This is a genomic window from Pseudomonas sp. GM102 (assembly GCF_000282555.1).
Lineage (GTDB): Bacteria > Pseudomonadota > Gammaproteobacteria > Pseudomonadales > Pseudomonadaceae > Aquipseudomonas.
The window spans coordinates 1-14,435 of record NZ_AKJB01000149.1 but is presented as its reverse complement, the minus strand read 5'-3'; the positions used below and the strand labels follow the sequence as shown (position 1 = coordinate 14,435).

Below are 14,435 nucleotides of genomic sequence, written 5' to 3'. Positions count from 1 at the left end.
CGGCGTCCTTAAGCAGTGGTCGGAATGAGGCGCTCGAACAGCGCTTCTACAGTATTAAAACGCTCTTGCGGGCTTTCCATCGGCACCTGGAACTTGAACATCGTGGCGCCTTCGAATTTGTAGCGTTTGGGCTGGCTCTGGATCAGTTTGATCAGTGTCAGCGGGTCGACCGGTGTCTGTGCCGCGAACTCGATACGACCGCCTTGCGGGCCGCCGTCGACTTTCTTGATGCCCAGCTGTTCAGCCTGCAATTTCAACGCCGTGATCCGCACCAGGTTTTTGGTCGGCTCCGGCAGCAGGCCGAAACGGTCGATCATCTCCACTTGCAGATCCTTGAGGCCTTCCTCATCGGTGGCCGAGGCAATGCGTTTGTAGAGAATCAGTCGCGCGTGAACATCCGGTAGATAGTCCTCGGGAATCAGCGCCGGTACCCGCAGATTGACTTCGGGACCACCGCCCAGCGGTTGATCGAGGTTCGGTTGTTCGCCCTTGCGGATCGACTTCACTGCACGCTCGAGCATTTCCATGTACAGCGTGAAACCGACGGCCTGGATCTGCCCGCTCTGCCCGTCGCCCAGCAGTTCGCCGGCACCACGGATTTCCAGGTCGTTGGTGGCGAGTACGAAGCCCGCGCCGAGGTCCTGGGTATTGGCAATCGCTTCGAGGCGCTTTTCCGCGTCGGGAGTGATTTGCTGGCGCGGCGGTGTCAGCAGGTAAGCATACGCCTGGTGGTGGCTGCGACCGACGCGGCCGCGCAATTGGTGCAGCTGAGCCAGACCGAACTTGTCGGCACGCTCGATGATGATGGTGTTGGCGCTCGGCACGTCAATGCCGGTCTCGATGATGGTCGAGGCGATCAGCACGTTGAAGCGCTTGTGGTAGAAGTCGCTCATCACCTGTTCGAGATCGCGTTCACGCATCTGCCCGTGGCCGATGCCAATCCGCGCTTCCGGCACCAGTTCGGCGAGGTCGGCGGCGCATTTCTCGATGGTCTTCACGTCGTTGTGCAGGTAGTAGACCTGACCGCCACGCAGTAACTCACGCAGCAGGGCTTCTTTGACCGTGCTCTTGTTCTGCTCCATGACGAACGTGCGCACCGACAGGCGACGGGCCGGTGGCGTGGCGATGATCGACAGATCACGCATGCCCGACACCGCCATGTTCAGCGTGCGCGGAATCGGCGTAGCAGTCAGCGTCAGGATGTCGACTTCACTGCGCAGCGCCTTGAGCTGTTCTTTCTGACGGACACCGAAACGGTGCTCTTCGTCGATGATCACCAGCCCGAGGTTTTTGATCTTCACGTCGTCTTGCAGCAACTTGTGTGTGCCGATGACGATGTCGATCTTGCCTTCGGCCAGGTCCGCGACCGCAGCGTTCACTTCTTTGGTCGACTTGAAGCGGCTCATCACTTCCACGCTCACCGGCCAGTCGGCGAAGCGATCGCGGAAGCTGTTGTAGTGTTGCTGGGCGAGCAGGGTGGTCGGCACCAGAATCGCCACCTGACGACCGCCGTGCACCGCAATGAACGCCGCACGCATCGCCACTTCGGTCTTGCCGAAACCGACGTCGCCGCAGACCAGTCGATCCATCGGTTTCGGTGCAAGCATGTCGGCGCGCACCGCTTCGATGGTGGTTTGCTGGTCCGGGGTTTCTTCGAACGGGAAACCGGCGCTGAAGGTCGCGTAATCGGCTTTCGGGTCGGCGAAGGCATAGCCCTCGCGAGCGGCGCGGCGGGCATAGATGTCGAGCAACTCGGCCGCCACGTCGCGCACCTGTTCGGCGGCTTTGCGCTTGGCTTTCTGCCAGGTCTCGGAGCCGAGGCGGTGCAGCGGCGCCAGGGCATCGTCGCTGCCGGTGTAGCGGGCGATCAGGTGCAGGTTGGCTACCGGGACGTACAGCTTGGCGTTCTCGGCATATTCAAGGGTCAGGAATTCGGCAGCTTGATTGTCGATTTCCAGGATCGTCAGCCCCAGATAGCGGCCGACACCATGATCGATGTGCACCACCGGTGCGTTTTCGCGCAGCTCGGTGAGGTTCTTGATCACCGCATCGTTGTTGGCGTCGGCGCGTTTCTCGCGGCGACGGCGCTGCATTACGCGCTGACCGAACAACGGGCTTTCAGCGACCAGGGCCAGGGCTGGATCGTCCAGCAACAGACCTTCGTCGAGCGGTGCGATGGTGATCGCCAAGCGCTCCTTACTCGCAACAAAGTCTGGCCAGCTGTCGACGGTTTTCGGCCGCAGTTTCAGGCGTTCCAGCAATTCCAGCAGCACTTCACGACGGCCCGCGGACTCGGCGGTGAACAGCACGCGGCCAGGGAATTCGTCGAGGAAACCGGCCAGCGCCGCCAACGGCTGAGTGGCCTTGGCTTCGATGGCCAGGTTCGGCAGCGACTGAGCCGGGAAGCGCTCGCGACCGACACCGGTTTCCACGTCCTGTTGACTGGCAACCACGCGGGGCCAGCTCTTCAGGCGGGCAAAGCAGTCTTCCACGGGCAAGAACAGCTCGGCCGGTGGCAATAAAGGACGGGATGGGTCGACGCGGCGCTCTTCGTAACGATTGCGCACGTCGTTCCAGAAATTCTCCGCCGCCTGTTCGATGCCCGGCAAAGAGAACACTTGTGTGTCCTGGGGCAGGTAATCGAACAGCGTGGAGGTTTCATCGAAGAACAGTGGCAAGTAGTACTCGATACCGGCCGGTGTAATCCCGCTGCTCAAATCCTGAAAGATCGGGCAGCGACGGAAATCGACATCGAAACGCTCACGAAAACGCGCCTTGAAGCGGGTGACCGCGTCCTTTTGCAGCGGGAATTCCCGTGCCGGCAGCAGGCGAACAGTGTCCACCTTGTCGATGGAGCGCTGGTTTTCCGGATCGAAGGTACGCAGAGTTTCGATTTCGTCGTCGAACAGATCGATGCGGAAGGGCAGTTTGCTGCCCATCGGGAACAGATCGATCAGCGAGCCGCGCACGGTGAATTCGCCGTGCTCATAGACTGTATCGACGTAACGATAGCCGCTGGCCTCAAGCCGGGTGCGCATTTGCTCGACGTCGAGCTTCTGGCCGACATCCAGCACCAGGCTGCTGCCGAGCAGGAATTTGGTCGGCGCCAGGCGGTGCAGGGCTGTGGTGATCGGCACGACCAAAACACCATGACTCAGTTCCGGCAACCGATACAGGCTGGAGATGCGCTGAGAGATGATGTCCTGATGTGGCGAGAACAGGTCGTAGGGCAGGGTTTCCCAGTCAGGGAAATGCAGAACAGGCAAATCCGGGGCGAAGAAACTCAGCTCCTGTTCCAGCCGTTCGGCACTCTGGCTGTCGGCGGTCAGTAGCAGGGTAAAGCGCTTGGCAGCGCTGGCGGCCTCGGCGATGGCCAGGCTCAGGGCGGCACCGGGCAGGTTGCCCCAGTGCTGTTTACCTGCCGCGGCAGGGAGAAGCGGTAGACGCAGAACGGGCACGGAAGGTTGAGCTCCAAGCGTTGCGACAAAGTCGACAATTGTAACGGCCTCTGGTGCCGGCTGTCAGTTGCAGACTGTGTCTATATGCACAGGTTGGGTGAAATGTAGTGGTAATGACAAAAACTGGCGGTTTGATACTGAAAATGTAGTGCCAAAACCGCCCAGTGTTACGGAGGGTTACGGACACGGTAGCGTTATCGTCGAAAAATTGACTGTGCTGAAAGCCCCGGTTTTACTGGGTTGGCGCGGGGCGTAATTTTTTTGAACAGGATTTTGTTACCGCTTGTGCGACAGGCGCGCATTGCTACGGGAGGCACTCGGCGGCATAATGTAGCCCCTTTTTTCTGCCCCTACATGTGGAAGGTTCCCGTGACTCAGAAGCCCGACCAGTGTCTTGGTGAATGGATCGACCGTGAAGCACTCGCAGAAGCGATGATTCCGCTTATCGGTCAGCTCTACCGCAATAACAACGTGGTGAGCTCGATCTATGGCCGCAGTCTGATCAACCAGTCTGTCATCGCGATTCTCAAAGCTCACCGCTTTGCTCGCCATCGCCAGTCCGATGACAGCGAATTGTCCGTCCACGAAACATTCCCTCTGCTCAAAGCGATGAGCGAGCTCAAGCTCGGCGCTGCTTCGGTAGACCTGGGCAAACTGGCCATCAAGTTCAAGGCCGAAGGCAATGGCCGTAGCGCCGAAGAGTTCGTCCGTGACGAACTGGCCGATGTGGTCGGCAAGCAGAATGGTTCCGGTCGTACCGGCACCGACGTTGTCCTGTACGGTTTCGGTCGTATCGGCCGTCTGCTGGCGCGCATCCTGATCGAGAAAACCGGTGGTGGCGACGGCCTGCGTCTGCGCGCCATCGTTGTCCGCAAGGGCGCCGAAAACGATCTGGTCAAACGCGCCAGCCTGCTGCGCCGCGACTCGGTGCACGGTTCGTTCAATGGCACCATCACCATTGATGAAGCCAACAACACCATCACCGCCAACGGCAACCTGATCCAGGTTATCTACGCGAAGAACCCGACTGAGGTGGACTACACCCAGTACGGCATCAAAAACGCGTTGCTGGTGGATAACACCGGTGTATGGCGTGACGCCGACGGCCTGGGCCAGCACCTGGCCTGCCCGGGTATCGACCGCGTTGTCCTGACTGCGCCTGGCAAAGGCAAGCTGAAGAACATCGTTCACGGCATCAACCACGGCGAAATCACCGCTGACGACAAGATCGTTTCCGCCGCTTCCTGCACCACCAACGCCATCGTGCCGGTGCTGAAAGCTGTCAACGACAAGTTCGGCATCATCAACGGTCACGTCGAAACCGTTCACTCGTACACCAACGACCAGAACCTGATCGACAACTTCCACAAGGGTGATCGTCGTGGTCGTAGCGCCGCGTTGAACATGGTCATCACCGAGACTGGTGCTGCCACTGCTGCCGCCAAGGCGCTGCCTGAGCTGGCCGGCAAGCTGACCGGCAACGCGATCCGTGTTCCGACGCCGAACGTGTCGATGGCCATTCTCAACCTGAACCTTGAGAAAGCCGCCACCCGTGAAGAGATGAACGAGTACCTGCGCTACATGGCGCTGCACTCCGATCTGCACAAGCAAATCGACTACGTCAATTCGCAGGAAGTGGTTTCCACCGACTTCGTTGGCTCGCGTCACGCAGGCGTTGTGGACGCTGAAGCGACCATCGTTCAGGACAACCGCGTTGTTCTGTACGTTTGGTACGACAACGAGTTCGGTTACAGCTGCCAGGTGGTTCGCGTGATGGAAGACATGGCCGGTGTAAACCCGCCAGCGTTCCCGCGCTAAGCCTTAGCCGCACATGAAAGCGCCCCGACTTTGGTCGGGGCGTTTTTGTTTGTGGGTGATCGTTCCCACGCTCTGCGTGGGAATGCCTCAACGGACGCTCTGCGTTCGGCTTTGGAAGGGACGCGGAGCGTCCTGGGCTGCATTCCCACGCAGAGAATGGGAACGATCCTCTTCTCTGTAGGAGCGAGGCTTGCCCGCGAAGGCTATCGATCAGGCGCCACCCACTACTGCTGCCTGCGCAGTCCGCAGTTCATGACGGTTGCCGCGGAACAACACCAGCGTCGCAATCAACCCCAACACCGCCGCGCCACTGAGCCAGATCCCCGGTGCCGCATTGTTGTCCAGCACATGGATCAGATACGTGCAGGCCGCTGGTGTGAAACCACCAAAGGTCGCGGTCGCCAGGCTGTAGGCAAGGGAGAAACCGGTCGTGCGAACTTCCACCGGCATGATCTCGGTCAGGGCCACTACCATGGCACCGTTGTACGAGCCATACAGGAACGACAGCCACAACTCGACGATCAGCAGATGGCTGAAGCTCGGGTTCGCAACCAGCCATGACAGCGCTGGATAAGCCGTGAGGATCGCCAGAATCGTCGCCGCCAACAGCAGGGGTTTGCGCCCGATTCTGTCAGACACTGAACCCATCACCGGCAGCCAGAAGAAATTCGACAGGCCAATGCACACGGTCACCAGCAACGTATCCAGATCCGACAGATGCAGTTCGGCTTTGCCGAAGGTCGGGGTGTAGGCGGTGATCAAGTAGAACGACACAGTGGTCATCACCACCAGCGCCATGCCGGCGAGGACGATGCCGAAGTTCTGACCAATCGAGCGGACAATGTCTTGCAGGGTAGGGCGGTGCTTACGCGCCTGGAACTCCGGGGTTTCTTCCAGCGAGCGGCGGATCACGAAGATCACCGGCACGATCATGCAGCCGATCAGGAACGGCACACGCCAGCCCCATTCACCCATTTCTTGCGGGCTGAGCCAATGGTTCAAACCCACGCCGAGCAGGCCGGCGAATACCACCGCGGCTTGCTGACTGGCGGACTGCCAACTGACAAAGAAGCCTTTGCGCCCTGGTGTGGCGATCTCGGCGAGATACACCGACACACCACCCAGTTCCACACCCGCCGAGAAGCCTTGCAACAGGCGACCGAGCAATACGATCAGCGGCGCCGCGACACCCAGCGTGGCATAACCCGGCACGCAGGCAATCAATAGTGTGCCGGCGGCCATCATTGCCAATGTGATGATCAGGCCTTTGCGGCGGCCGTGACGGTCGATGTAAGCCCCGAGGAAAATCGCCCCCAACGGACGCATCAGGAAGCCGGCCCCGAAAGTGGCCAAAGACAGCATCAGGGACGCGAAAGCGCTGTCGGCAGGGAAGAAGGTTTTAGCAATGGCCGTTGCGTAAAAGCCGTAGACCATGAAGTCGAACATCTCCAGGAAGTTTCCGCTGACGACGCGAAAAATTGCTTTGCCGTTGCTCGTATTGGAAGACATTTGTAGGTACTCACGCTGGTAAATCTTGTTTGAAAACGCTGCACCTGTGGGAGCCTGCTCGCGATAGCGGTGACCGGATTTACGATGGCTTCGCAATCGGACGGGGGCAAGCCCCCTCGCCACACAGGCTCGCACACAGGTTTTGCGTCTGACTGACGGGCGCTGGCAGACCTCGCTCCCATGCGCTCTGAGGCCCATAATGGCGGGCGCGGTTTTGAGGGGAGATGAAGATTTGTTAACTGGACGGTGGGGTGGACTTGTGGTGCTGGCCGGTGTTTTGGCTGGTTGCGGCAACGGTGACAGCCTGGAGCGCTTCGACGGCCCGACCATGGGCAGTCGTTATTCCATTCAATACGTAAGACATTCCTCCACGCCCGGGCCGAAAGCGGTGCAGGCTGAAGTAGAAAATATCCTCACCGAAGTGGATCGACAATTCTCGACCTATCGCAGTGACTCCGACACCGAACGTTTCAACGCATTGCCCGCCGGCCGCTGTCAGGTCATGCCTGGCCCGATTCTCGAATTGGTCCGTGTGGGCGAGCGATTGTCTTCGCAAAGCGAAGGCGCCTTCGACCTGACGGTGGAGCCGCTGCTCAACCTATGGGGATTCGGCCCGCAGGCACGGGAGGAAAAAGTCCCGACCGCCGAAGCGCTGGCCGAAGTGAGGCAACGCGTCGGTCATACCCATCTGCGAATCGACGGTGATCAGCTGTGCAAAGACGTTGCAGTCGAGCTCGACTTCAACAGCATCGCTGCCGGTTACGCGGTCGATACGATTGCCGCAAAACTCGAAGGAATGGGTATCCACAGTTACCTGGCTGAAGTCACAGGTGAACTCAAGGCCGCCGGCAAAAAACTCGATGGCTCGCCTTGGCGCATCGCCCTGGAAGAGCCCCGAGACGATCAGCAAGTCGCGCAAAGAGTCATCGCCATCGACGGCTACGGCGTGTCCACGTCCGGCGACTACCGCAATTATTTTCAACAGAACGGCCAGCGCTATTCCCACACCTTCGATGCCCGCACCGGTGCGCCGGTCCTACACACCTTGGCGTCAGTCACGGTTATTCATCCTTCCGCGTTGATGGCCGATGGCCTATCGACGCTGTTGCTGATTCTCGGTCCTGAACGGGGTTGGGACTATGCCCAAACTCATGACATAGGTGCATTCTTTGTGATTCGTGCCGATACAGGTTTTGTCACCCGCACCAATCAGGCTTTTGAGCGCCTGGTGGGTGAGAAAACCAAGTGATTACGGCATCAAAAGCGTTTTTGATGGCGTTGTAGTGCAGGCAAAACTAGCCTACGACGCGACCAAGGGTTAATGTGCCCGGCGTTGACGCTTCTATAGACTGTGTCCGGGTTCTGCACTGGCCCCAAATTGTTCCTTCACGCCGCAGATCGGCGTGATTTAGCCGCAGGTGCCGAGGGCGCCGCGGCCTGTTCTGAGGAGTATGCATGGCTGTCTACAACTACGACGTGGTGGTGTTGGGTTCCGGCCCGGCGGGAGAAGGTGCGGCAATGAATGCCGCCAAGGCAGGGCGCAAGGTGGCGATGGTCGATAGTCGTCGCCAGGTCGGCGGCAACTGCACCCACCTGGGCACCATCCCGTCCAAGGCTTTGCGTCACTCGGTCCGGCAGATCATGCAGTTCAACACCAACCCGATGTTCCGGGCGATTGGTGAGCCGCGCTGGTTCTCGTTCCCGGACGTTTTGAAAAGCGCCGAAAAAGTCATCTCCAAACAAGTCGCCTCGCGCACCGGCTACTACGCCCGTAACCGTGTCGACGTGTTCTTCGGCACCGGCAGCTTCGCTGACGAGCAAACCATCGAAGTGGTCTGCGCCAACGGCGTGGTTGAAAAACTGGTGGCCAAGCACATCATCATCGCCACCGGTTCGCGCCCTTATCGCCCGGCGGACATCGATTTCCATCACCCGCGTATCTACGATAGCGACACCATCCTCAGCCTCGGCCACACCCCGCGCAAGCTCATCGTTTACGGCGCTGGCGTGATTGGTTGCGAATACGCCTCGATCTTCAGTGGTCTGGGTGTGCTGGTCGAGCTGGTGGACAACCGCGGTCAGTTGCTGAGCTTCCTCGACTCGGAAATTTCCCAGGCGTTGAGTTACCACTTCAGCAACAACAACATCACGGTTCGCCACAACGAAGACTACGACCGCGTCGAAGGCGTGGACAACGGCGTGATCCTGCACCTCAAGTCCGGCAAGAAGATCAAGGCCGATGCCTTGCTCTGGTGCAACGGTCGTACCGGCAACACCGATCAGTTGGGTCTGGAAAATATCGGCGTGAAGGTCAACAGCCGTGGCCAGATCGAAGTCGACGAAGCCTACCGCACCTGCGTACCGAACATTTACGGTGCCGGTGACGTGATCGGCTGGCCGAGCCTGGCCAGTGCCGCGCACGACCAGGGCCGTTCGGCTGCTGGCAGCATCGTCGATAACAACAGCTGGCGCTTCGTCAACGACGTGCCGACCGGTATCTACACCATTCCGGAGATCAGCTCGATCGGCAAGAACGAGCAGGAACTGACGCAGGCCAAGGTGCCGTACGAAGTCGGCAAGGCATTCTTCAAGAGCATGGCGCGTGCACAGATTGCCGGCGAGCCGCAGGGCATGCTGAAGATCCTGTTCCACCGTGAAACCCTGGAAGTGCTGGGCGTTCACTGCTTCGGTTATCAGGCGTCGGAGATCGTTCACATCGGTCAGGCGATCATGAGCCAGCCGGGCGAACTGAACACCCTGAAGTACTTCGTCAACACGACGTTCAACTACCCGACCATGGCTGAAGCCTATCGGGTAGCGGCATACGATGGCCTCAACCGGCTTTTTTGAGCGGCTCCGGCCGGTGGCCTGAGCCGGCCGGGGAGACCGATTTCAGCAATTCTCGAGCGTGGCAGTGGCCAAACCGGGAAAGTCTGTAATCAGGCTGTCAACGCCGAAGTCGGCGAGTCTGCGCATCAGCGCGGGCTCGTTGACTGTCCACACCGACACATGCAGCCCTTGACGCTGCGCCTTCTGCAGGCGCTCTGGCGTACACAGGGTCCAGTTCAGTGCCAGAATCTCACAGCCATAGTTTTGCGCGACCTTCAACGGGTCGAGCCAGGCGTACTCGGCCACCAAACCGCGAGACACGTCCGGCACCAGGTCCAGCGCGGCTTTCAACACTTCGCGTGAACTTGACGTAATCGTGATCTTGTCCCGCATACCGAAACGCTGCGCCATTTCGCGAATCGCCAGCACGGTGGTCGCGGCACGGGTGCGTGAAGCGCTTTTGACTTCCAGTTGCCAGTGATCGAAATCGCATTTCTCGAACAATTCTTCCAGCGTTGGAATCGGGCAGGGTTTGATCCAGCCCGGGCCACCCTTGCGCGCGTCGTAGGTCACCAGCTCCGCGGCGGTATGTTCGACTACTTTGCCGCGGCGCTCGGTGGTGCGTTTGAGGGTCGGGTCGTGAATCACCATCAACTCGCCGTCCCTGGACAGGTGCAGGTCCAGTTCACAGCGTCGTACGCCGTGCTTGAGGCATTCCTGAAAGCTGGTCAGGGTGTTTTCCGGTGCTTCGCCCTTGGCGCCGCGATGGCCGTAGATGAGAGTCACGGTTCTTCCTTAAATTAAATGCCTGAGTCGTTTTGTTCGCGGGCCAGGCGTCGTTCTTGTGCCTGTCGCTGCAAGATGTAACGGGCCAGCAATTGCCGCTGGGCATCGGACGGGTATTCGAACTCGGTGCCAATGTCGTAGCCGTCGCCCTTGCGGTCGCAATGGGTGACGCGGGCACGCAGCAGCAGGCCAAGGGCTTGCGGCATGAGTACCAGCTTGACCGACAGGTGCGCGCCAGTGGCGATGGGCGTCGGATGCTGAAAGTCGATGCCCCCTTCGGAGAGGATCACCGGCTGCGGTTCGCCGATCTGTCCGAGCACGGTCAGGGCGACCACCTGGCTCAGCAGATCGATGCGTTTGTTCTGGGATTTCAGGAACGCGGCGATGGTCCGGTCGCGTTCGCTGATCTGTCGCAGCAGGTGTTGCGACTCGAATTCGCTCAGGTGCAGTTCGCTGAGCAGGTTGAACAGTGGGGAAGCATCCTGCAACACTTCCTGGCCTGCGGCTTCGGGAGCAGACAGGGGCCGAATTTCCAGTGCGATCGTGTCCTCGATACGGTAGTATTCGCGGCGATCTTCTTCATCTAATGTCGACATGGCGAACCCATGGTAGCGGCGGTGGTCTGAGTGTAAAGCTGGTTATCGACCCCCGCCACAAGGACGTTCCTTTTCCCTCCGAACAAGCCCCGACATGTTCAGACCTCTCTTCGTATTTATTGGCACGCGTTATACCCGTGCAAAGCGTCGCAATCATTTTGTGTCGTTCATTTCCCTGACCTCGATGATCGGACTCGCCCTTGGCGTGGTCGTGATGATCGTCGTGCTGTCGGTCATGAACGGCTTCGATCATGAGATGCGCACCCGCGTGCTGGGCATGGTGCCCCACGCGACCATCGAGTCCGGTGAGCCGATCAGCGACTGGCAAAGCCTGGCCGCCAAGGTCAAGCAGAACCCGCAGGTGGCGGCGGTTGCGCCCTTCGTCCAGATGCAGGGCCTGCTGACCAACAACGGCAAGGTCTCCAAGGTGCTGCTAAATGCCATCGACCCTGTGCAGGAACGGCAGGTGTCGATCATTGATAACTTCATGCAGCAGGGCAAACTCGATGACCTGGCGCCGGGCAGTTTCGGCATCGTCATCGGCGACAAGGCCGCGGCCAAGCTTGGCGTGGCGGTCGGCGACAAACTGACGTTTGTCGCGCCGGAAGTCACCGTGACCCCGGCCGGGATGTTCCCGCGCATGAAACGCTTTACCGTGGTCGGCATCTTTCATGTCGGCGCCGGTGAGATCGACGGCTATCTGGGCATCACCAATCTGCAGGATCTGGCGAAGCTGCACCGCTGGAAGCCGGATCAGGTTCAGGGCTTGCGCTTGAAGTTCGACGATCTGTTCCAGGCACCACGCGTGGCGTGGACCATTGCTCAGCAACTTGGCGAAGACCAGTATTACGCCCGTGACTGGACCCGCACCCACGGCAACCTGTATCAGGCAATCCGCATGGAAAAAGCCATGATCGGCCTGCTGTTGCTGCTGATCGTCGCTGTTGCGGCGTTCAACATCATTTCCACGCTGGTGATGGTAGTGAATGACAAGAAGGGCGACATCGCGATTTTGCGCACCCTTGGCTCCACGCCGGGGCAGATCATGGCGATCTTCATGGTCCAGGGCACGGTCATTGGTGTGGTCGGTACGCTGATCGGCGCTGTGGTCGGGATCTTTGCCGCGCTGAACGTCAGCGCCGCGATCTCGGCCCTTGAAGGGCTGATCGGCCACAAGTTCCTCAACGCCGACGTGTACTTCATCGATTACCTGCCGTCGCAAGTGCAGAGCCAGGACGTGTTGATGGTCTGCGCCGCCGCGTTGGTTCTGAGTTTCCTCGCCACCCTGTATCCAGCCTGGCGTGCCGCGCGCACCCAGCCTGCGGAGGCGCTACGTTATGAGTGAGTCGGGCATGAGTGATAAAGCAATCTTGAGCTGCCGCAACTTGGGCAAATCCTACGTGGAAGGCCCGGAATCGGTAGAGGTTCTGGCCGGTCTGCAACTGGAGCTGCACCCTGGTGAGCGCGTGGCGATCGTCGGTACGTCGGGTTCGGGCAAAAGTACCTTGCTCAACCTGCTGGGCGGCCTCGATACGCCGACCAAGGGCAGCGTCTGGCTGGCCGGTGAAGAGCTCTCGGCGCTGAACGAAAAGGCCCGTGGCCTGCTGCGCAATCGGTCGCTGGGTTTCGTTTACCAGTTCCACCACTTGCTGCCTGAGTTCACCGCGCTGGAAAACGTCTGCATGCCGCTGCTGATCGGTAAAACCGCGATCCCTGAAGCACGTCAGCGTGCGACGGCGTTGCTGGAGCGGGTAGGGTTGGCCCATCGTCTGGAGCACAAACCGGCGGAACTGTCCGGTGGCGAACGCCAGCGTGTGGCCATTGCCCGTGCCCTAGTGAACAAGCCAGGCCTGGTGATGCTCGACGAGCCGACCGGCAACCTCGACTCCCACACCGCCCAGGGCATTCAGGATTTGATGCTGGAACTCAGCACCTCGATGCGCACAGCGTTCCTGGTGGTGACCCACGACATGAACCTGGCTCGCCAGATGGATCGCGTCCTGCATTTGCAGGAAGGTTACCTGACACCCATCTGATTGACCGAAACCCGACGTACTGAACAGTACGTCGGGTCTTTTATTTTTATACGGTGCCCAGCGAATGTTCAGACCGTTATCGATCTTTATCGGCGCACGCTATACCCGCGCCAAGCGCCGCAATCGCTTTGTTTCCTTCATCTCGATGACCTCGATGATCGGCCTCGCCCTGGGCGTGCTGGCGATGATCGTGGTGCTGTCGGTGATGAATGGGTTCCAGCGCGAAATGAGCTCGCGCATCCTCGGCATGGTGCCCCACGCGACCATCGTCGGCGTGAACCCTATCGACGATTGGCAGCCGGTGGCCGCCGCGGCGATGAAAAATCCTGAAGTGACGGCGGCGGTGCCGTTCACCGAGATGGAAGGCATGCTGTCCTACAAGGGTACGATGCAGCCGATTCAGGTCAGCGGTGTCGACCCGGCGCTGGAAGGCAAGGTGTCGATCGTTGCCAAGCACATTGTTCAGGGACGTCTCGATGCCTTGAAGCCGGGCGAGTTTGGCGTGGTGATCGGTGAGATCACCGCAAGACGCTTTCGCTTGAATGTCGGCGACAAGATCACCCTGATCGTGCCGGAAATCAGCACCGCACCGGGCGGCATCACCCCGCGAATGCAACGACTGAACGTGGTGGGCGTATTCAAGGTCGGCGCTGAGCTGGACGGCTCCATGGCGCTGATCCACGTCGCCGATGCCGCGCAGATGCAACACTGGCAGCCGAATCAGGTGCAGAGCGTGCGCCTCGCGGTGAAGGATCTGTATGCCGCGCCGCAAGTGTCGAGCGACATCGCGACAGGCCTGGGCGCTGCCTACAAGGCTGACGACTGGACCCACACCCAGGGCAGTCTGTTCAGCGCGATGAAAATGGAAAAAACCATGATCGGCCTGCTGTTGCTGATGATCGTCGCGGTGGCGGCGTTCAACATCATCGCCACCCTGATCATGGTTGTGAACGACAAGGGCGCGGACATCGCAATCCTGCGTACCATCGGCGCGACACCTCGGCAGATCATGGCGATCTTCATGGTGCAGGGCACGGTGATCGGGGTTGTCGGTACCTTGATTGGCGGCGTGCTGGGCGTGATTGCAGCGTTGAACGTCAGTGAACTGGTAGGCTGGATGGAGCGGGTGAGCGGGCAGCACATCTTCAGTTCCGATGTGTACTTTGTCAGTAACTTACCGTCGGAACTGCAGGGCGCGGATGTGTTGTTGATCTGTTCCGCCGGGTTCATCATGAGCTTTTTGGCGACGGTGTATCCGGCGTGGCGGGCGGCGAAAGTCGAGCCAGCTACTGCGTTGCGGTATTCGTAAGCCTGTAGATCGCTATCGCGGGCGAGCCCGCTCCCACAGTGACCGAGTTGAATCACAATGATGTGAACGACTCAAAACCTTGTGGGAGCGGGCT

10 protein-coding genes are annotated in these 14,435 nt (G+C 59.8%); 6 read left to right on the top strand and 4 right to left on the bottom strand.

Annotated features, from left to right (window positions below):
- Positions 1-8: 8 nt before the first annotated feature.
- A complete protein-coding gene (gene mfd / locus PMI18_RS00605; RefSeq protein WP_007907758.1) occupies positions 9-3,458 on the bottom strand; it encodes a transcription-repair coupling factor in 3,450 nt (1,149 codons plus the stop codon).
- A gap of 354 nt (positions 3,459-3,812) precedes the next feature.
- Here mfd and PMI18_RS00610 point away from each other — a divergent pair, with 354 nt between their 5' ends.
- A complete protein-coding gene (locus PMI18_RS00610; RefSeq protein WP_007907755.1) occupies positions 3,813-5,276 on the top strand; it encodes a glyceraldehyde-3-phosphate dehydrogenase in 1,464 nt (487 codons plus the stop codon).
- Between the two features lie 210 nt (positions 5,277-5,486).
- Here the strand turns inward: PMI18_RS00610 and PMI18_RS00615 are convergent, their stop codons facing one another.
- Entirely contained in the window at positions 5,487-6,785 is a 1,299-nt protein-coding gene (locus tag PMI18_RS00615; protein ID WP_007907754.1) for an MFS transporter, read from the bottom strand.
- A 199-nt stretch (positions 6,786-6,984) separates the two neighbouring features.
- Here PMI18_RS00615 and PMI18_RS00620 point away from each other — a divergent pair, with 199 nt between their 5' ends.
- Together PMI18_RS00620 and sthA are read left to right on the top strand one after the other, a co-directional pair.
- Complete coding sequence (locus tag PMI18_RS00620; RefSeq protein WP_007907753.1) at positions 6,985-8,034, top strand: FAD:protein FMN transferase; 1,050 nt, start codon at positions 6,985-6,987, stop codon at positions 8,032-8,034.
- A gap of 206 nt (positions 8,035-8,240) precedes the next feature.
- Positions 8,241-9,635 carry a Si-specific NAD(P)(+) transhydrogenase gene (gene sthA / locus PMI18_RS00625; protein ID WP_007907752.1) on the top strand — a complete coding sequence of 465 codons (1,395 nt, stop codon included), beginning with the start codon at positions 8,241-8,243 and terminating at the stop codon, positions 9,633-9,635.
- A gap of 42 nt (positions 9,636-9,677) precedes the next feature.
- On the opposite strand, the gene PMI18_RS00630 is transcribed toward sthA, so the two are convergent.
- Both PMI18_RS00630 and PMI18_RS00635 read right to left on the bottom strand, forming a co-directional pair.
- Positions 9,678-10,400, bottom strand: coding sequence for a glycerophosphodiester phosphodiesterase (locus tag PMI18_RS00630; RefSeq protein WP_007907751.1), 723 nt, complete (start codon positions 10,398-10,400; stop codon positions 9,678-9,680).
- A 14-nt stretch (positions 10,401-10,414) separates the two neighbouring features.
- Positions 10,415-10,996 (bottom strand): PilZ domain-containing protein, encoded by a 582-nt coding sequence (locus tag PMI18_RS00635; protein ID WP_007907749.1) that lies wholly within the window; start codon positions 10,994-10,996, stop codon positions 10,415-10,417.
- A gap of 94 nt (positions 10,997-11,090) precedes the next feature.
- Between PMI18_RS00635 and PMI18_RS00640 the strand changes: the two genes are divergently transcribed.
- The 3 genes from PMI18_RS00640 (at position 11,091) to PMI18_RS00650 (ending at position 14,341) form a co-directional block, all read left to right on the top strand.
- Positions 11,091-12,341 (top strand): lipoprotein-releasing ABC transporter permease subunit, encoded by a 1,251-nt coding sequence (locus tag PMI18_RS00640; protein ID WP_007907747.1) that lies wholly within the window; start codon positions 11,091-11,093, stop codon positions 12,339-12,341.
- Between the two features lie 7 nt (positions 12,342-12,348).
- Entirely contained in the window at positions 12,349-13,032 is a 684-nt protein-coding gene (gene lolD / locus PMI18_RS00645) for a lipoprotein-releasing ABC transporter ATP-binding protein LolD (RefSeq protein ID WP_162831701.1), read from the top strand.
- Between the two features lie 64 nt (positions 13,033-13,096).
- On the top strand, positions 13,097-14,341 hold the full coding sequence (locus PMI18_RS00650; RefSeq protein WP_007907744.1) for a lipoprotein-releasing ABC transporter permease subunit: 1,245 nt from the start codon (positions 13,097-13,099) through the stop codon (positions 14,339-14,341).
- Positions 14,342-14,435: the final 94 nt, after the last annotated feature.

What these genes read in the sequence shown, in the direction of transcription:
- PMI18_RS00615 (WP_007907754.1), bottom strand. Translation starts at nt 6,785, where the DNA reads ATGTCTTCCAATACGAGCAACGGCAAAGCAATTTTTCGCGTCGTCAGC.
- PMI18_RS00640 (WP_007907747.1), top strand. Translation starts at nt 11,091, where the DNA reads ATGTTCAGACCTCTCTTCGTATTTATTGGCACGCGTTATACCCGTGCA.
- PMI18_RS00620 (WP_007907753.1), top strand. Translation starts at nt 6,985, where the DNA reads ATGGCGGGCGCGGTTTTGAGGGGAGATGAAGATTTGTTAACTGGACGG.
- PMI18_RS00650 (WP_007907744.1), top strand. Translation starts at nt 13,097, where the DNA reads ATGTTCAGACCGTTATCGATCTTTATCGGCGCACGCTATACCCGCGCC.
- PMI18_RS00610 (WP_007907755.1), top strand. Translation starts at nt 3,813, where the DNA reads ATGTGGAAGGTTCCCGTGACTCAGAAGCCCGACCAGTGTCTTGGTGAA.
- PMI18_RS00635 (WP_007907749.1), bottom strand. Translation starts at nt 10,996, where the DNA reads ATGTCGACATTAGATGAAGAAGATCGCCGCGAATACTACCGTATCGAG.
- sthA (WP_007907752.1), top strand. Translation starts at nt 8,241, where the DNA reads ATGGCTGTCTACAACTACGACGTGGTGGTGTTGGGTTCCGGCCCGGCG.
- lolD (WP_162831701.1), top strand. Translation starts at nt 12,349, where the DNA reads ATGAGTGATAAAGCAATCTTGAGCTGCCGCAACTTGGGCAAATCCTAC.